The sequence below is a fragment of the Pseudomonas sp. NPDC088444 genome, from assembly GCF_044900175.1.
GTDB lineage: Bacteria > Pseudomonadota > Gammaproteobacteria > Pseudomonadales > Pseudomonadaceae > Aquipseudomonas.
On record NZ_JBJDNK010000009.1, the window covers coordinates 297,246 to 314,925 of the forward strand.

Here is a 17,680-nt window from a genome sequence, read left to right on the forward strand (position 1 = left end):
TTATCCTCGGATGGCCCAGAAAGCCAGGTTCAACCCCGGGAATTCGCCTGCGATATGGAACGCGAAGCCCCCGGACTGCGCCAATTGCTTCCAGTGCTCGCTGCCGCGATCCAGTTCGTAGTACGTGGAACCCGCATGGAACGGGATCTGCCGGGGCGCCACCGGCAACGGCACCAGGCCTATGCCCGGCAGTTGCAAGTTGACCAGGTCGCGGATGTGCTCCACCGAACCGATCTTGCTCTGTTGGGCAAAACGCCCGCGCAAGGTTTCGCTGGGCATGTCGGCGCTCACCACGAGGATGAAACTGGCGGTGTCGATCAAGGTGCGATCCTTGAGCATGGCGACGTGAATGCCGTAGGCCTTTTCGTGGATCTCGATGGGCGTGGCCTTGCTGTCGATCAGCATGGACAGGGCCTCGCGCAGCGCCAGGATCACCGGCTCGAAGGTCACCGCAAGGTTGTCGTGCTGGTACTGACCGAAGGCCTCAGGCCGACGTCCGGCGTTGGAAAACGTTGCAAACTCCCCGGCCAGACTCACCAGTTCGCCGTAGAACCGCTCGGGATGCAACGGAGTCAACTCGCTCAAGTGGCGAATCAGCGGCTCGGCCCGGTTGACCAGTTGCAACAGCATGAAGTCGGCGATCTCCGACGCACCGCCCTCCCCTGAAGCAACTACCCGCCCTGCCAGCGCCTCGCCGCGCTGATGCAGCAGGCCCAACAGTTCGCCGCGAAAACGCTTCAAGGATTTGGACGCCGACACATCCAGCACGGGAGGGATGTACATCTCGTCGAGTTTCAGCGCACCATCGGCCAGCTTTTCCTTGATGCGCACCACGCCAATCGCCGCGTATTCGCGCAGTCCGTCCTTGTCGGTCAATAGACGCAACGCTCTTGCACCCAATGCCACAGGCGCACGATTTTCGAACGGTGCGTTGTCATCCCGCACCTCGCGCACCTGGCTGACGAAACGCGCACCGCCTGCGGCCTCACCCTCCTCAACCGTGTCCCGCTGCCCTGCGCGCTTGAGCGGCAGCGCCAGATACACGATGCCGTCACGCAAGGTTGCATCGATGTTCAGCGGCGCGGGGGCCAGATCGTCATGGGGAATGTTGAATGGCGTGCCATCGGGCAGCAGCCCTCGCGCCGAAGTGATGGCCAGCTTGCCCTGGGTCAACAGGCCGTCATCCAGCGACAGCTCGGAAAAGCCCCAGGCTCCTGCCGAAAGCGGGCGGCTGCGGGCATCGATGAGGTTTTCCAGATAACGGTCATGCTGTTGAAAATGCTGGGTGCCGATGAACATGCCTTCCGACCAGACCACACGATTGTTCCAGGACATGGCTTCTCCGATTGCCTATTGGGCGGGGCGAGTTGAGGGGACGGAAGGGGTGCTGCTGATGGCGCGTTTATCCAGGACGATCTGAAATTCGTTGGTCGTGCGGGGCACGACATCGAGCACGACCCGCCATTGCGCCTGATCGATCTCGCGATAGCCGACCACCAGACCGACCTGGCGAGTGGCGGCGTTGAGGGTGCGATCGACCGTCAGTTGCTGGCCAGGTTGCAAAAGCACTTCGTCCTGATCGATCAGGTCGGCGCCCAATGAACTCTGCGCGCGCTCTGCGAGGGCGAAATAGTCCGCGCGGCTGAAATTCGCCGTGTTCCTCAGTTCGAAAATCCGCACCCGCACAGGCGCGGGCTGACCGTTGGCGCCGGGATTGAGGCCCGCAGCGGCAGTGAAATGCAGCGCAAGGGTGGTGGCATCAGCGGCCTTGTCGACCGGCGGTGGCGATTCGGCGTTTTTGGCACAAGCAACCAGCAACAGCGCCATGGCTGCGGCCGATACAACTTTTCGAAACATCCTGCGTCCTCATGACGAACTGACTGTCTATCCGTTTTTCCTGTTGCAGCCCTTCAGGGGCGGCGCAGCCGTGCGCTGTGCTCCTCGTAGGCACGACTGAATTCGCGACCGAACAGGACTTGAAAGTCCTCTTCGGCCTCATGGGAAATCTGTGCGTAAAGTTCTGTGAACTGTTGCCAGTGCTGGGCCTGGCGAGAACCGAACAGGTTCGACAACGTGCCGGGTTTGCCCATGCGTGCCTCAAGCTCGGAAGGCTCGAAGCGCTTGAGCAGCGCCTTGATCGCGGCCTCGACCCCGGCCATCACAGCGAGCTGGTGGGCGCGCAAATCGTCGAAGCTGTCCGCGATGGCCTGGTCTGGCGGCATGAACGCCTGATTGCCATGACGCAGCAGCAACAGCAGCGCTTCGTCGGCATTCGGCGCGAACTTCAAGGGGTTGTTTTCCACTGGGCGAATGAGGGTCTGCTGCATGCGGAATTCGCCTTTGAGGCTGCTGCGCGCACGCAAGACGTCGATCAGTCCTTCAACCATCAACCGATAGCTGCGCCCGACGGCTTCCATTTGCGCCTCGACCTGGGCCGGATCGAGACGCAGTTGATCAAGGCCCGCCCCCCGTAGAAACGCTTTGAGAAGATCGCCTTCGCGTCCCTCGCTCACAGGAGCTTGCGCCTCGACGGCAGGAATGGGTGTGATCGCCGGTTCGACGACAGGCACGGCAGCGTTCTGTACGACCGGCGCAGAAACCGGAGGTTTGGGCACCTCTACAAACAGGTTCCAGTCTTCGGGAATCACGCCCGGCGCAGCCACGGGAGCATGCTGCGCGACAGGGGCGGGCGCAATGCTGGGCGTCGGCGGACGAAAGTCATGACGTTCGGCGGGAACATGGTCCGAGCGGGTCTGCGGTGGCACGCTGGCAGGGGTCAGAAAATCGAACAGATCAGGGAAGGTGTCCTGCGCTCCACCGCCTTGAAAATGTGCAGTAGGAACCGGCTCCACGGGCACCGGCGCAGAGCTGTTTTGCCGCCCCATCAGCGCTTCGAAACTGTTGGAAAAATCGGCGCCCGACACACCCGGATTATCCAGTTTCATTCCATGATCGATTCGCGCCCGAATCTCGTAATCACCAATACGGATAAGTTCGCCATCTTCCAGCGGCTCACTGTTCCCGCGACGCAGACGAATACCGGCATTGACCAGCTCAACGCCGTTAGTGCTGTTATCGGTCAAATAGTAGCGACCGTCTTTATATTGAATGACGCAATGCCTTGAAGAAACAAGGCGTTCCGGGTCTGGAAGTACCCAGTCATTTTCTTGACTGCGGCCAATTGCCATCACCCCATTATCCAATGATTTCTCGGGAATTTGGCCAGGGGTTATCTTGTGATAACTGGTGATAGTCAGACAGAGCGACACTGCGCCTCCTTGCTTGCACTTCGATGCTTTTGCGACAGACGCGAAGGCCTGTGCATGACAGTCGAATATCGTGCAAAAACGCTCAAAAACCGGGTTTAAACGCGCCAGATGCTGGCTTTTCCACAATTCTACACACACATCCGTGACACTCGTACAGCGCCTGACTGCTCAGTCCCATACGCTGTTAGCTACATCACAACTGTCACAGAGGGCGCATAGCTTACCTTGACAACCGATAACTTCCACACCAAAAATGCACAACTTTCCAAACTTCCATGATGTCTTGGTGACATCACTGATCATATGCGTTATGGAAAGTTCCGTAGTTCGCGTAGGAAATTTCCTCGCTAATTAACTGGTTTGTCCGCACCCGATAAGGAGATCGATTTTGGTGGATGTTCCGTTGTTGCTCGCCGCAGTTTCCGCGAATTCTCCGTGTGGTGATGACCTGGAATATGACGCGGACTTTCTGCAACTGGAGCGCGACGCCCAAGGTAAACCAGAGCGCATGATGGGCGACTCGGTTCACCCCGCAGAACCGCCACAATGGCGCCAGATCGAACACACCAGCATTGCACTTTTGCAACGCAGCAAAGACCTGCGAATTACCCATTTTCTCCTGCAAAGCGCCCTCGCCCTCGACGGCTTTTCGGGTCTGGCCAACAGCCTGACGCTGATCAGCGATTTACTGGGCCAATACTGGCCGAGCCTCTACCCGCAACTCGATGCGGACGATGACAACGACGCCACCGTGCGCATCAACGCGCTGTCTGGAATTGCCTGCGATACCAACGTTCGGCTGTTGCGCGAAAGCCTGCTGACCCGCTCGCGAACGTTTGGACCGATCAGCCTGCGTGCGGCGCTCAATGCCAGTGGCCTGCAAAGTTTCCCGGACGAACACCTGACACCCGATGAACTGGCAGGCGCCTTGCGCGACAGCGATCCCGAGCAACTGTCCGCTCTGCGCAGCGCGTTGCAGGAAGCCCACAGCACGGCGGACGCCATTGAGCACTACGTTTCCAGCCAAGTAGGGTCAGCTCAGGGCGTGGACCTGTCCGCCCTGAAGCAGCCGCTCAAGCAGGCGCTGCACATCCTGAATGAATACGCACCCGGTGCAGAGCGCGAGGAAGCCCCGGTTCCGGAATTCGCCGAGGCCGTCCCCGTCGAATCAGCCGCTTCTGCCGCGCCGCGTATTTCCGGGGACATCGCCAACCGCGATGACGTGGTCAGAAGCCTCGACAGAATTCTCAGTTACTACGCCCGCCACGAGCCTTCCAGCCCGCTGCCGGTGCTGTTGAACCGTGCGAAGAATCTGGTGCACGCCGACTTCGCGGCCATCGTGCGCAATCTGATTCCCGACGGCATGTCCCAGTTCGAAAACCTGCGCGGTCCCGACGCCGAGTAAAGCGGGGGGCGCAGGCAGCGGCCCCGACAGTGCAAGGATCACGCAACCCCGTTACCGGCCAAGACCGATGACGCCAATCACGTCGCAGGAGCGACCAGGAGGAGCAACGTGGCGAACACCAGTTCTCAGAAATTCATTGCGCGCAACCGCGCCCCACGGGTCCAGATCGAGTACGACGTCGAGCTGTACGGGGCCGAGAAAAAGGTCCAGTTGCCATTCGTGATGGGCGTCATGGCGGATCTGGCGGGCAAGCCTGCCGAACCACTGGCCGCGGTGGCAGATCGCAAGTTTCTGGAAATCGACGTCGACAATTTCGATTCGCGCCTGAAGGCCATGCAGCCTCGCGTCGCGTTCCATGTCCCCAACGAACTGACCGGCGAGGGCAACCTGAGTCTGGACATCACCTTCGAGAGCATGGACGACTTCAGCCCCGCCGCTGTCGCGCGCAAGGTCGATTCGCTGAATCAGTTGCTCGAAGCGCGCACTCAGTTGGCCAACCTGCTGACCTACATGGACGGCAAGACCGGCGCCGAAGACATCATCATGAAGGCCATCAAGGACCCTGCCCTGCTGCAGGCCCTGGCCAGCGCGCCGAAACCGCAAAGCACCGAGCCAAAGGCCTGATCAGGACGACCGACCATGACCGAATTGCTGCGTGACAATCAGCCCCAAGCCAGCCAGACCGAAGACGCCGACGCGTTCGCCTCGCTGCTGTTGCAAGAATTCAAACCCAAGACCGAGCGCGCCCGCGAAGCGGTCGAAACCGCCGTGCGCACCCTGGCCGAGCAGGCGCTGGCTCAGACCGATCTGGTCTCCGACGACGCCATTACGTCCATCGAATCGATCATTGCGGCCATCGACGCCAAACTCACCGCGCAGGTGAATCAGGTCATCCACCACCCGGAATTCCAGCAACTGGAAAGCGCCTGGCGCGGCCTGCACTACCTGGTCAACAACACCGAAAGCGACGAGCAACTGAAGATTCGCGTGTTGAACATTTCCAAGCCGGAACTGCATAAGACCCTGAAGAAATTCAAGGGTACGGCGTGGGACCAGAGCCCGATTTTCAAGAAGATGTACGAGGAAGAATACGGCCAGTTCGGCGGCGAGCCTTACGGCTGTCTGGTGGGCGATTACTACTTCGATCAGTCGCCGCAAGACGTCGAGCTGCTGGGCGAGCTGTCGAAAACCTGCGCGGCCATGCATGCCCCGTTCATTGCAGCGGCCTCGCCGACCGTAATGGGCATGGGTTCCTGGCAGGAGTTGTCCAACCCACGCGACCTGACCAAAATTTTCACCACGCCAGAATACGCAGGCTGGCGCTCGTTGCGTGAGTCCGAAGACTCGCGCTACATCGGCCTGACCATGCCACGCTTCCTGGCGCGTCTGCCGTATGGCGCCAAGACGGACCCGGTGGAAGCCTTCGCCTTTGAAGAGGACACCGACGGCGCTGACAGCGCCAAATACACCTGGGCCAACGCGGCCTACGCGATGGCGGTGAACATCAACCGCTCGTTCAAGCACTATGGCTGGTGCTCGCGAATTCGCGGCGTCGAATCCGGCGGCGAGGTGCAGAACCTGCCCGCACACACCTTCCCGACCGATGACGGCGGCGTGGACATGAAGTGCCCGACCGAAATCGCGATCTCCGACCGCCGCGAGGCCGAGCTGGCGAAGAATGGTTTCATGCCGCTGTTGCACAAGAAGAACACCGATTTCGCGGCGTTCATCGGTGCTCAGTCGCTGCAAAAACCCGCCGAATACGACGACCCGGACGCCACCGCCAACGCCAACCTGGCCGCGCGCCTGCCGTACCTGTTCGCCACTTGCCGCTTCGCGCATTACCTGAAGTGCATCGTGCGCGACAAGATCGGCTCCTTCAAAGAGAAGGACGAAATGCAGCGCTGGTTGCAGGACTGGATTCTGCGGTATGTCGACGGCGATCCGGCGCACTCCACGGAATCCACCAAAGCCATGCAGCCGCTGGCCGCTGCGGAGGTGGTGGTCGAGGACGTCGAAGGCAATCCGGGTTACTACAACTCGAAATTCTTCCTCCGTCCGCATTACCAGCTGGAAGGCCTGACCGTCTCGTTGCGGTTGGTTTCCAAACTGCCTTCGGCAAAGGGTGCGTAACGGACTGACAAACTCTGTAGGAGCGCAGCTTGCTCGCGATCGAGTGCGCAGCATTCGCAAACCCGGTAAACGCGTTCCGTCATCAGGAACGAGTCGCCAGATTCCACGACCGCTTCGCGGCCGATCGCGAGCAAGCTGCGCTCCTACAGGATTCGCATCGTGCACAAAAACTCGGGCATATGCTCCGACTGGCAATTGCGTGGCGAACAACACACTGGAGAAAACATGGCTGTTGATATCTTCATCAAAATCGGTGACATCAAGGGCGAGTCGCAAGACAAGGCACACAAGGACGAAATCGATGTCCTGAACTGGAGCTGGGGCATGACCCAGTCCGGCAATATGCACACCGGCGGCGGGGGTGGCGCGGGCAAGGTCAATGTCCGAGACCTGTCGTTCACCAAATACATCGACAAGGCTACGCCGAACCTGATGATGGTGTGCTCCAGCGGCAAGCACATCGACAAGGTCACCCTGACCGTACGCAAGGCCGGTGGCGAGAGCCAGGTCGAGTATCTGGTGATCACCCTTGAAGAAGTCATCGTGACCGGTTACGACACCGGCGGCTCGGGTTCGGAAGATCGCCTGACCGAGAAGCTGACGCTGAACTTCGCTCAAGTCCGCGTCGACTACCAGCCACAGAAAGCAGACGGCACCAAGGACGGCGGCTTGATCAAGTACGGCTGGAACATCCGCACCAACACCAAGCTGTGATCACCTCCACGCGCGTGCTCGTTACGGGCACGCGCGTGGATGGAACAGGTATTTTTTGCAGGGAGCATGAGTCGTGGCAAAGCCTTCTTTTTTTAACTTGCAACGAGCTTACCCACCAGTGGACTCGCCTTGCGACGGCCCATGGGACAACCAGTGTGCCATCCGCATGAGCATTGCGCTCAACGGTGAAATGACCATCAAGGTTAACAAGGCTACTTATTCAGAACCCAAATGCGCCCACGACCATGCACGAGGAGCAGAGTCGTTAGCCAACTGGTTGTGGCGTCACCATCTAGGCAGACCGATCATTCTCAACGGGAGTGCGGAAGACCGACAGCGCATCGCAGAGAAAACCGGAATCATTTTCTTCAAAGATTGCTTTTCGCGTCTCAACGAAACTCCCGATCAGCGTTCAGGCGACCATATTGATCTTTGGGATAGGGGTAGAACTGAAGGTTTTGCTGATGACACTCACATGTCGAGGCAAGTCTGGTTTTGGGAGCTGACATGATCAAATTCTGCTTCAAAGCGCTACTGCTGGCGGTTTTATTACACAGCGTTCACGCATGCGCTACTCCGCTCCCCCCGCAGCCCTCGGAAAAGCTGATGACGGTCACTCTGGGTGGTCAACTATTGAGACTGGTGGATGCTAAAGGTCAATGTGCGTTGCTCAAAGAAGACGGTAGTACACAACTGACGAACATCGCCTGGCCCTGCCGCTTCAGTCCAAACCGTGCAGGAGAGTCTCGGGTGGAGGTGTATCAGTCGATCCCCATTGTCTTAGTCGAGCACTGTGAGCCCTCATCTGAAGTGGCTGCCGGTCAACGGCAATCCCAAGCGATACGTTTGCGCGCCGAAAGGTATGAGACCTCGACAGTCAACACGAGCAGATGTGGAAGTGGCGTGCAGGACCAAAAAATGTTCACAGCCCTTTTTCGTTGGTGAACACGATGACACTCCAAAACCTTCTTGCTCCAGGAGCTCGCGTGATGAAAAGTCTCAACGCGTTCATCTTGAGCCTGCGCACTTTTTCAGCGTATGCCAGCACTAAACCCCAAGATCAGAAGGACGTGCTCGACATCTCTTTCGATGGCCGGAGAATCAGTCTGGTCAACGATAACGGTCACTGCGCCCTCGCACGCTCAGACGACTCGCTGCTGCGCCTTGACGTGAATTGGCCTTGCCAATTCAGCCAAACCTTTCTGACGAAGGCCGTTCTCGAAAACTACCGCTCGGCAACCATCTTTATGGTTCAGCACAGCAATCGCGTAGTACCTCCCGACACACACTGCACGACCGACCTGCAAGCTATCCGCTATTTCAAAGGCAACGTAGAACTTGCTCCCGTACACAAAGTGGAAAGATGCAGTATCCGCCGATGGGACCAGAAAATCTTCGTTGGGCAGTTCGACTGGTGAGCACCCTGACCTCTCGCGAACGCCTGCAGCCCTCGCTGCTCGACCGCCTGACCGACGAGGAGCCTGGCAATCTTCAGGAAAGCGCCGACAAGCGCGTGCTGTCGCTGAATCAGCTCAAGGCCTCTGTGCTGCGTGACCTGACGTGGCTGCTCAACACCACGTCATTGCTGGACGCCGACGCCACGCTGAATACGCCCGCCGGAACGTCAGTGGTCAATTACGGTTTGCCTGCGTTGGCGGGCAACAGTGCGTCGAGTATCGACGTGAGCATTCTGGAAGGCCTGATTCATCAGGCGATTGCCACGTTCGAACCGCGCATCCTGCGCCACACCTTGCGCGTCCGTGCCCAGACCCTGCCCGAGCAGATGAACCACAATGCCCTGAGCTTCGAGATCGAGGGTGATTTGTGGGCGCAACCGGTGGCCCTGCCGCTGTTGCTGCGCACCGATCTGGATCTGGAATCCGGCCACGTGCAAGTGGTGCCCGCCGAGCAGCGGAGGCGCGCATGAATCCGCGCCTGCTGGAGCTGTATAACCAGGAACTGCAACACGTGCGCGAAAGCGCGGCGGAGTTCGCCAAGGAATACCCGAAGATCGCCGGGCGTCTGACGCTGTCGGGCATCGAATGCGCGGACCCGTATGTCGAGCGCCTGCTGGAAGGTTTTGCGTACCTCACCGCGCGGGTGCAATTGAAGCTCGACGCCGAATACCCGACCTTCACCCACAATCTGCTGGAAATCGCATACCCTCATTACCTCGCGCCCACGCCTTCGATGACCGTGGTGCAGATGCAGGTCGATCCGGATGAAGGCTCGCTGAGCGGCGGATTCACTTTGCCCCGCGACAGCGTGTTGCGAGCCACGCTTGGCCGGGATGCTCAAACGCCGTGCGAATACCGCAGTGCCCACCCGGTCACGCTGTGGCCGCTGAACGTGAGCCAGGCCGATTACTTCGGCAGTCCTGCGACCGTGCTGGGACGCTTGGCCGCCAGCGAGCCAAAGGCCAAGGCCGGACTGCGCATCACGTTGAAAACCGGTGCCGAGCTGCCATTCAACACGCTGGATCTGGACAACCTGCCGCTGTATTTGAGCGGCGCCGACGAGCTGCCATTTCGTCTGTACGAACAATTGCTCGGTAACGCTTGCGCAGTTTTCGTTCGCCAGCCAGGCGCGGACTGGGTCGAACGCTTGCCGATCGATGCGTTGCAGTCTCGCGGATTCGATGACCGGGAAGCCGCGATGCCGGTGGTGCCGCAGGCATTTCAGGGCTATCGGCTATTGCAGGAGTATTTCGCCCTGCCCCAGCGCTACCTGTTCGTCGATTTCACTCAGCTTGGGCGAGCCGTTCAACGGTGCTCGGGGCAGGAACTGGAATTGATCGTGCTTTTCGAGCGCTTCGACCAAACGCTGGAAGGCAGCGTGGGGTCGCAGCAGTTCGTGCCGTTCTGCACCCCGGCGATCAACCTGTTTCCTCGGCGGGTCGACCGGATTCATCTGTCAGACAGGGTCAACGAGCATCATGTAATCGTCGACCGGACCCGCCCCATGGACTTCGAAATCCATTCGTTGACTGGCGTGACGGGCCACGGCACCGGGCCTGAACAGCCTTTCCTGCCCTTCTACGCCGTGCGTGATCCCTCGCGCTATGGCCGCAACAAGGCCTATTACACGTTGCGCCGTGAGCCTCGCGTGCTGTCCAATGAGCAACGCCGCACCGGAACGCGTTCGACCTATGTCGGCAGCGAGACCTTCGTCAGTCTGGTGGACAGCCAGCAGGCGCCCTATCGCCATGACCTGCGCCAGCTTGGCGTCAGCGCGCTGTGCACCAACCGCGACCTGCCGCTGTTCATGAATGTGGGCAGTGGCAAGACCGACTTCACCCTCGCGGACAGTGCGCCAGTCACCTCGGTCCGCTGTGTCGCAGGCCCCAGCCGCCCCCGCGCCAGTCACGCCCACGACTACAAGGCCTGGCGCCTGATCAGCCAGTTGTCGCTGAATTACCTGTCGTTGAGCGAGAACGGCCAAGGCGCAGCAGCACTACGCGAACTGCTGCGCCTGTATGGCGACGATCACGACACCGCCCTGCAATTGCAGATCGAGGGGCTGCATGATGTCAGCAGCAAACCTTGCACACGCCGCCTGCCAATGCCCGGCCCCATCGTGTTCGGGCGGGGCATGGAAATCACCCTGACCTTCGACGAGAACGCCTTTCGCGGCACGGGTGTGTTTCTGCTGGGTGCGGTGTTCGAGCGTTTTCTGGCGCGTTATGTCTCCATCAACAGCTTCACCGAGACCGTCATTCGTACCCGCGAGCGCGGCGAGATCATGCGATGGAAAGCCAAGCCCGGCAGGCGCCCGACGCTGTGAGTACGCTGACGGACATGCACGAAGCGCCTTGGGAATACGATTTTTTCCAGGCGCTGCGCCGGATCGAGTGCGAATCCCCGGACCTGCCGCGCGTAGGCCACTCGCTGCGCCTTGTGGATGATCCATTGCGACTTGGCCAACAGCCCGATTGTGCCTTCGCCCCGTCGACGCTGGCGGCTCTGACGCCAACCGAGGACGGCAAACCCGCGCGGCTGGAGCAGTTCTTTTTTGGCCTTGGCGGTCCGAATGGCCCGCTGCCGTTGCACCTGACCGAATACGTGCGCGAGCGTCAGCGCAACAACGCCGACAGCACCAGCAAGCGGTTTCTGGACGTGTTCCACCATCGCCTGCTCAGCCTGTTCTACCGGGCCTGGGCCGAGGCGCGACCGACTGTCAGCCATGACCGGCCCGATGACGATTACTGGTCGGCACGACTGGCGGCGCTCAGCGGTCGAGGCATGCCGAGCCTGCTGGATCAGGGCTTGATTCCCGACACCGCCAAGCTGCACTTCAGCGGGCATTTGTCCGCACAAACCCGCTACCCGGATGGATTGAAAGCGATTCTCGAAGACTACTTCGGCCTGCCGGTGGAGATTGAAGAGTACGTCGGCCAGTGGCTGGAGCTGCCTGAACGCAGCCGCCTCGGGGTGAACGCACATCAGCTTGGCGTCGACTTCTGCCTCGGCAGCCACGTCTGGGACCGCCAGCACAAATTCCGCATTCGCCTGGGGCCGCTCACGCTCGATGAATACATGGGCATGCTGCCCGACGGCGAGCCATTCCGGCACCTGGTGGCCTGGGTCGCTGAATACCTGGGCCACGAACTGGATTGGGACCTGAATCTGGTTCTACAGCAACCTCACATCCCGAAATTTCAACTCAACGGCCAGTTCCGCCTGGGCTTCAACACGTGGCTGGGACAACCGAAAGACGACGCCCGCGACCTCATCCTCGCCCGTCATTACGCCGATCAGGCCCCCGCGACGGCACCCGAATCAGTGACGTCGCCACATCATCACGCAAGGAGCACAGAACATGGGTGAGATCAGTCGCGCAGCGCTGTTCGGCAAACTCAACAGCGTTGGTTACAAGGCCATCGAAGCCGCCACGGTCTTCTGCAAATTGCGGGGCAACCCCTATGTGGAACTGGCGCACTGGTTTCATCAGTTGCTGCAATTGCAGGACTCGGACCTGCACCGGATCATTCGCCAGTTCAACGTCGAACCGGCGCGGCTGGCCCGCGACCTGACCGACGCACTGGATCGCCTGCCGCGCGGGTCGACCTCGATCACCGACCTTTCATCGCATGTCGAAGAAGCGGTCGAACGCGGCTGGGTCTACGGCAGCCTGATGTTTGGCGAAAGCCAGGTGCGCACGGGCTATCTGCTGATCGGCATCCTCAAGACGCCCAGCCTGCGCCATGCCTTGCTGGGCCTGTCTTCGGAGTTCGACAAAATCAAGGTCGAAGCCCTGAGCGAGCGCTTTGACGAGTACGTCGGTGATTCTCCCGAAAACACCCTGAGCGCCAGCGACGGTTTCAACGCAGCCTCCACACCCGGCGAGGCCAGCGGCGCGATGGCGCCCAGTGCGATGGGCAAACAGGAAGCCCTGAGACGCTTCACCGTGGACATGACCGAACAGGCCCGCAGCGGCAAACTCGACCCCATCGTCGGGCGTGACGAAGAGATTCGGCAGATGGTGGACATCCTCATGCGCCGTCGTCAGAACAACCCGATCCTCACGGGTGAAGCGGGCGTTGGCAAAACCGCAGTGGTCGAAGGCTTCGCCCTGCGCATCGTTGCCGGTGACGTGCCGCCTGCGCTCAAAGACGTGGAACTACGCAGCCTCGACGTCGGCCTGCTGCAAGCCGGGGCGAGCATGAAAGGCGAGTTCGAACAGCGCTTGCGCCAGGTCATCGAGGACGTTCAGGCCTCACCCAAGCCGATCATTCTGTTCATCGACGAAGCCCACACACTGGTGGGCGCGGGCGGCGCGGCGGGTACTGGCGATGCGGCCAACCTGCTCAAGCCTGCGCTGGCGCGTGGTACTTTGCGCACGGTGGCCGCAACCACATGGGCCGAGTACAAGAAACACATCGAGAAAGACCCGGCCCTCACCCGCCGCTTTCAAGTGGTGCAGGTCGGCGAGCCTTCGGAAGACAAGGCCCTGCTGATGATGCGGGGCGTGGCCTCGACCATGGAAAAACACCATCAGGTGCAGATTCTTGATGAGGCGCTGGAGGCTTCGGTCAAGCTGTCTCACCGCTACATTCCGGCGCGACAGTTGCCCGACAAATCCGTGAGCCTGCTGGACACCGCTTGCGCACGGGTCGCTGTCAGCCTGCACGCCGTGCCTGCGGAGGTGGATGACAGCCGTCGCCGCATCGAGGCGCTGGAAACCGAGTTGCAGATCATTGCGCGGGAGCATGCAATTGGCATCGACACCGGTTCTCGCCAGAGCAATAGCGAGGCCCTGTTGTCAAGCGAGCGGGAACGACTGGCTGCACTGGAAAGCCGTTGGGCCGAAGAGAAGTCGCTGGTCGATGAACTGCTGGCCACTCGCGCCGAATTGCGCGAAGTCGCCGGGGTTGTTGATCAGGATTCAGGGACCGGGCAAAGCCATGCGCTGCGCGAGAAACTGGTTGATCTGCAATCCCGCCTCAGCGCCCTGCAAGGCGAAAGCCCGCTGATTCTGCCGACTGTGGACTATCAGGCCGTCGCGTCGGTGGTCGCTGACTGGACCGGAATCCCTGTCGGCCGCATGGCACGTAACGAGCTGGAAACGGTGCTCAATCTCGATCAACATCTGAAAAAACGCATCATCGGCCAGGATCATGCCTTGCAGATGATCGCCAAACGCATCCAGACCTCCCGCGCCGGGCTGGACAACCCGAGCAAGCCGATCGGCGTGTTCATGCTCGCGGGCACTTCGGGTGTGGGCAAGACCGAAACCGCACTGGCGCTGGCCGAGGCCATGTATGGCGGTGAGCAGAACGTCATCACCATCAACATGAGCGAGTTCCAGGAAGCGCACACGGTGTCCACGTTGAAAGGCGCACCACCCGGCTACGTGGGTTACGGCGAGGGTGGTGTGCTGACTGAAGCCGTGCGCCGCAAACCGTACAGCGTGGTGCTGCTGGATGAGGTGGAAAAAGCCCACCCAGACGTGCACGAGATTTTCTTTCAGGTCTTCGACAAGGGCGTGATGGAAGATGGCGAAGGCCGGGTGATCGACTTCAAGAACACCCTGATCCTGCTGACCACCAACGCTGGGACCGAGCTGATTTCGCACCTGTGCAAAGACGCGCACAGCGTGCCTGACCCGGACGATATCGCCAAAGCCCTGCGCCAGCCGCTGCTGGAGATTTTCCCGCCCGCGCTTTTGGGCCGCCTGGTGACCATTCCGTATTACCCGCTCAGCGACACCATGCTCAAAGCGATCACTCGGTTGCAGCTCGATCGCATCAAAAAGCGCGTGGAAAGCACACACAAAGTGGCCTTCGATTACGACGACGGCGTGATCGAGTTGATCGTCTCGCGTTGCACCGAGACCGAAAGCGGCGGACGGATGATCGACACCATCCTGACCAATACATTGCTGCCGGACATGAGCCGCGAATTCCTGACGCGCATGCTCGACGGCAAGCCAATGGCGGGGGTGCAGATTCGAGAGCGGGATAACCAGCTGGATTATCAGTTCAGCGATGCGGGCGCCTGAACCGGCGCCATCGCGAATGAATTCGCTCCCACAAGACTTACACCGCCTCACCTGTAGGAGTCCGGCTTGCCGGCGGCAGCGGTCGGATCAACGCTGCCGCGGGCAAGCCATGCTGCTTCGAGGTGTAGATATGATTTTTTAGCGGAATAACCCATGCCATTCACTCAACTCACCCGCTTGACACAGGTCACCAGCCCGCTCGGCCCGGACGTGCTGCTGCTCAAGCACATGGGCGGCTACGACGAGTTGGGCCGTCCGTTCGAGTACAACCTGCAACTGACCTCCAGCGACAACACCATCGACCTGAACCAACTGCTCGGCAAGCCCATGAGCGTGTCGCTGCAATTGGGCAACGGGGGCCATCGCTATTTTCACGGGCTGGTCGCGCGTTGCAGCCAGAACATCGACAGCGGCCAGTTCGCCAGTTACTCGGTCACGCTACGCCCATGGCTGTGGATGCTGACCCGTACCTCTGATTGCCGGATTTTCCAGAACCAGACCATCCCGCAAATCATCCAGCAGGTGTTTTCTGATCTGGGCTTCTCCGATGTCGAAAACCTGCTCAGTCGCACCTATCGCACGTGGGAATACTGCGTGCAGTACCGCGAAACCAGCTTCAACTTCGTCAGCCGCCTGATGGAACAGGAAGGGATTTACTACTACTTCCGTCACGAAAAGGACCGCCACTTTCTGGTACTGGCCGACGCCTACGGCGCGCATCATCCGGCGCCGGGTTATGAATCGGTGCCGTTCTACCCACCGGACGGCCAGCACCGCGAGCGCGACCACATCAGCGGCTGGCAACTGGCGCAGGAAGTCCAGCCCGGCTCGCTGGAACTGAACGACTATGACTTTCAGCGCCCCAGTGCCCGCATCGACGTACGCTCGGCCATGCCGCGCCCGCATTCGGCAGGTGATTATCCACTGTTCGATTACCCCGGCAGCTACGTGCAAAGCGAGGACGGCGAACACTACGCGCGCACCCGCATCGAGGCGATCCAGAGTCTTCACGAACGCATCGAACTCAACGGCAACGCCCGTGGCATGGGCGCCGGACACGTGTTCAGCATGACCGGCTTCAGTCGGCTGGATCAGAACCGCGAATACCTCATCGTGCGCACCCAGTACCTGATCACTCAGGAAAGCCTGGAGACAGGCGGCGCGTCCGCAGGGCTGCAATTCGAAAGTGCGCTGATCTGCATCGACGCCCAGCAAAGCTTCCGCTCGCAACCCACCACCAAACGCCCGCTCATTCGAGGGCCGCAGACAGCGGTTGTCGTGGGGCGATCCTCCGACGAAATCTTCACCAACGCATTCGGCGAAGTGAAAGTGCATTTTCACTGGGACCGCCACGATCACTCCGACGAAAACAGCTCCTGCTGGATTCGCGTGTCACAGGCCTGGGCGGGGAAGAATTGGGGCTCGATACAGATCCCGCGCATCGGCCAGGAAGTGATCGTCAGTTTTCTGGAAGGTGATCCTGATCGACCGATCATCACCGGACGCGTCTACAACGCCGAACAAACCGTGCCCTACGACCTACCTGCCAACGCCACGCAGAGCGGGATGAAAAGCCGGTCCAGCAAGGGCGGCACGCCTTCGAACTACAACGAAATCCGTATGGAGGACAAGAAGGGCGAGGAGCAGTTGTACATCCATGCCGAGCGGAATCAGGACATTGTGGTGGAGGTGGATGAGAGTCACAGCGTTGGGCATGACCGGCATAAAGAAATCGGTAACGACGAGATCGTGAAAATCGGTCGAGACCGTAAACGCGGCGTGAAGCGCGATGACCGATTGCAAGTGGGCGGCGAGAAGTCTGACAGCATCGCCACCCGTTATCTGATCGAGGCAGGCAGCCAGATTCGTTTGGTATGCGGAGACAGCGTGCTGGAAATGAATGCCAATGGAGAGATCAACATTTCAGGAACCTCGTTCAAGGTTCACGCCAAAAATAAAGCCGACATCGACAGCGCGAGGCTGGATTTGAACTCGGGCGGGGCTAAGGAAGTGGATAAGAAGGGTGAGGGTATTCAAGGCGTAATCGATGGAAATTTAAAGACTTTCTTATCAGGCCCTAAGAAGCCCGTGTAGGTAGCTCAGGGGCGCTTATAACGATAAGCGCCCTTGTTATCTGGCCATCTCGTTTCTGCATGAGTCCTACGAGCGTGGGAAACTGTAGCCTTCTGAACGTTGATCGAAATTTTATTTACAAAAACGAATAACCCTAGCTTAGCCATTGACGAGAAACATCACCTGTTTCAAAAAACTCTTTGAACACCATACAAACAAAATCAAAGTCGCTAGTCAGGAGTCGCGCGTCCCAATAATCCCCCAGAAGCTCAACCATCTCTGCACAGGCTGTTGGATTGGAGTACGCCCTGACTTCAGTATCATCCTCTACCTCTTCTAAAAGAGTGACTAAATAATTACTGGCATCCGCTCTTACACTGATGTTCAACGGACTCATATCGGCAGCGCATTCTATATTCAGAGAGACCGAGCCCGGGAGTGATACGAGCAACCTCAACTTGGCCCGAACTTCACTCCAGTCCACATCATGGCTGCTCCCTCCTCCGCGCTCGTATATGCCAGAGATCGCCCAGGACATTGAGAATTTCATTCTCCACTCTCTCCATTAGTACACTATGAAAAACCA

At 59.6% G+C, this 17,680-nt stretch carries 15 protein-coding genes; 11 read left to right on the forward strand and 4 right to left on the reverse strand.

Going from position 1 to position 17,680, the window contains the following annotated elements; genetic code table 11:
- The 3 genes from tssK to tagH are packed head-to-tail and all read right to left on the reverse strand — an operon-like array spanning window position 1 to window position 3,269.
- Window positions 1-1,335: a type VI secretion system baseplate subunit TssK gene (gene tssK, locus ACI2KB_RS19440; protein ID WP_404636916.1), complete on the reverse strand. Its 1,335-nt coding sequence runs from the start codon at window positions 1,333-1,335 to the stop codon at window positions 1-3.
- A 15-nt stretch (window positions 1,336-1,350) separates the two neighbouring features.
- Complete coding sequence (tssJ, locus tag ACI2KB_RS19445) at window positions 1,351-1,857, reverse strand: type VI secretion system lipoprotein TssJ (protein ID WP_404636918.1); 507 nt, start codon at window positions 1,855-1,857, stop codon at window positions 1,351-1,353.
- Window positions 1,858-1,910: 53 nt separating this feature from the next.
- Window positions 1,911-3,269, reverse strand: a complete 1,359-nt coding sequence (gene tagH, locus ACI2KB_RS19450) for a type VI secretion system-associated FHA domain protein TagH (protein WP_404636920.1) — start codon at window positions 3,267-3,269, stop codon at window positions 1,911-1,913.
- Between the two features lie 391 nt (window positions 3,270-3,660).
- On the opposite strand from tagH, the gene tssA reads away from it, so the two are divergent.
- The 11 genes from tssA to ACI2KB_RS19505 all read left to right on the forward strand — a co-directional run bounded on the left by tssA (window position 3,661) and on the right by ACI2KB_RS19505 (window position 17,115).
- Window positions 3,661-4,674, forward strand: a complete 1,014-nt coding sequence (tssA, locus tag ACI2KB_RS19455; protein ID WP_404636922.1) for a type VI secretion system protein TssA — start codon at window positions 3,661-3,663, stop codon at window positions 4,672-4,674.
- Window positions 4,675-4,782: 108 nt separating this feature from the next.
- Window positions 4,783-5,298 (forward strand): type VI secretion system contractile sheath small subunit, encoded by a 516-nt coding sequence (gene tssB / locus ACI2KB_RS19460; protein WP_404636924.1) that lies wholly within the window; start codon window positions 4,783-4,785, stop codon window positions 5,296-5,298.
- Between the two features lie 15 nt (window positions 5,299-5,313).
- Complete coding sequence (tssC, locus tag ACI2KB_RS19465; RefSeq protein ID WP_404636926.1) at window positions 5,314-6,807, forward strand: type VI secretion system contractile sheath large subunit; 1,494 nt, start codon at window positions 5,314-5,316, stop codon at window positions 6,805-6,807.
- 225 nt (window positions 6,808-7,032) lie between these two features.
- Window positions 7,033-7,521 carry an Hcp family type VI secretion system effector gene (locus ACI2KB_RS19470; RefSeq protein ID WP_404636928.1) on the forward strand — a complete coding sequence of 163 codons (489 nt, stop codon included), beginning with the start codon at window positions 7,033-7,035 and terminating at the stop codon, window positions 7,519-7,521.
- A 73-nt stretch (window positions 7,522-7,594) separates the two neighbouring features.
- Window positions 7,595-8,032: a type VI secretion system amidase effector protein Tae4 gene (locus tag ACI2KB_RS19475; RefSeq protein WP_404636930.1), complete on the forward strand. Its 438-nt coding sequence runs from the start codon at window positions 7,595-7,597 to the stop codon at window positions 8,030-8,032.
- Window positions 8,033-8,510: 478 nt separating this feature from the next.
- Window positions 8,511-8,939 (forward strand): hypothetical protein, encoded by a 429-nt coding sequence (locus tag ACI2KB_RS19480; RefSeq protein WP_404636932.1) that lies wholly within the window; start codon window positions 8,511-8,513, stop codon window positions 8,937-8,939.
- The gene (tssE, locus tag ACI2KB_RS19485; protein WP_404636934.1) at window positions 8,936-9,448 is read left to right on the forward strand and encodes a type VI secretion system baseplate subunit TssE; all 513 of its coding nucleotides are present in this window, start codon (window positions 8,936-8,938) and stop codon (window positions 9,446-9,448) included. Before ACI2KB_RS19480 ends, tssE begins: the two co-directional genes overlap by 4 nt.
- Window positions 9,445-11,304, forward strand: a complete 1,860-nt coding sequence (tssF, locus tag ACI2KB_RS19490; RefSeq protein WP_404636936.1) for a type VI secretion system baseplate subunit TssF — start codon at window positions 9,445-9,447, stop codon at window positions 11,302-11,304. The genes tssE and tssF overlap by 4 nt, the downstream gene beginning before the upstream one ends.
- Window positions 11,268-12,347, forward strand: coding sequence for a type VI secretion system baseplate subunit TssG (gene tssG / locus ACI2KB_RS19495; protein WP_404636938.1), 1,080 nt, complete (start codon window positions 11,268-11,270; stop codon window positions 12,345-12,347). Before tssF ends, tssG begins: the two co-directional genes overlap by 37 nt.
- Window positions 12,340-15,021 (forward strand): type VI secretion system ATPase TssH, encoded by a 2,682-nt coding sequence (tssH, locus tag ACI2KB_RS19500; protein ID WP_404636940.1) that lies wholly within the window; start codon window positions 12,340-12,342, stop codon window positions 15,019-15,021. The genes tssG and tssH overlap by 8 nt, the downstream gene beginning before the upstream one ends.
- Window positions 15,022-15,174: 153 nt before the next feature.
- Window positions 15,175-17,115: a type VI secretion system Vgr family protein gene (locus ACI2KB_RS19505; RefSeq protein ID WP_404636942.1), complete on the forward strand. Its 1,941-nt coding sequence runs from the start codon at window positions 15,175-15,177 to the stop codon at window positions 17,113-17,115.
- A 133-nt stretch (window positions 17,116-17,248) separates the two neighbouring features.
- Here the strand turns inward: ACI2KB_RS19505 and ACI2KB_RS19510 are convergent, their stop codons facing one another.
- A complete protein-coding gene (locus tag ACI2KB_RS19510; protein ID WP_404636944.1) occupies window positions 17,249-17,644 on the reverse strand; it encodes a DUF6911 family protein in 396 nt (131 codons plus the stop codon).
- Window positions 17,645-17,680 lie beyond the last annotated feature (36 nt).

Excerpts from the sequence above, each read along its gene's own strand:
- tssH (WP_404636940.1), top strand. The coding sequence starts at position 12,340 with ATGGGTGAGATCAGTCGCGCAGCGCTGTTCGGCAAACTCAACAGCGTT.
- ACI2KB_RS19470 (WP_404636928.1), top strand. The coding sequence starts at position 7,033 with ATGGCTGTTGATATCTTCATCAAAATCGGTGACATCAAGGGCGAGTCG.
- tssJ (WP_404636918.1), bottom strand. The coding sequence starts at position 1,857 with ATGTTTCGAAAAGTTGTATCGGCCGCAGCCATGGCGCTGTTGCTGGTT.
- tssG (WP_404636938.1), top strand. The coding sequence starts at position 11,268 with ATGGAAAGCCAAGCCCGGCAGGCGCCCGACGCTGTGAGTACGCTGACG.
- tssK (WP_404636916.1), bottom strand. The coding sequence starts at position 1,335 with ATGTCCTGGAACAATCGTGTGGTCTGGTCGGAAGGCATGTTCATCGGC.
- ACI2KB_RS19505 (WP_404636942.1), top strand. The coding sequence starts at position 15,175 with ATGCCATTCACTCAACTCACCCGCTTGACACAGGTCACCAGCCCGCTC.
- tssF (WP_404636936.1), top strand. The coding sequence starts at position 9,445 with ATGAATCCGCGCCTGCTGGAGCTGTATAACCAGGAACTGCAACACGTG.
- ACI2KB_RS19480 (WP_404636932.1), top strand. The coding sequence starts at position 8,511 with ATGAAAAGTCTCAACGCGTTCATCTTGAGCCTGCGCACTTTTTCAGCG.
- tssC (WP_404636926.1), top strand. The coding sequence starts at position 5,314 with ATGACCGAATTGCTGCGTGACAATCAGCCCCAAGCCAGCCAGACCGAA.
- ACI2KB_RS19510 (WP_404636944.1), bottom strand. The coding sequence starts at position 17,644 with ATGAAATTCTCAATGTCCTGGGCGATCTCTGGCATATACGAGCGCGGA.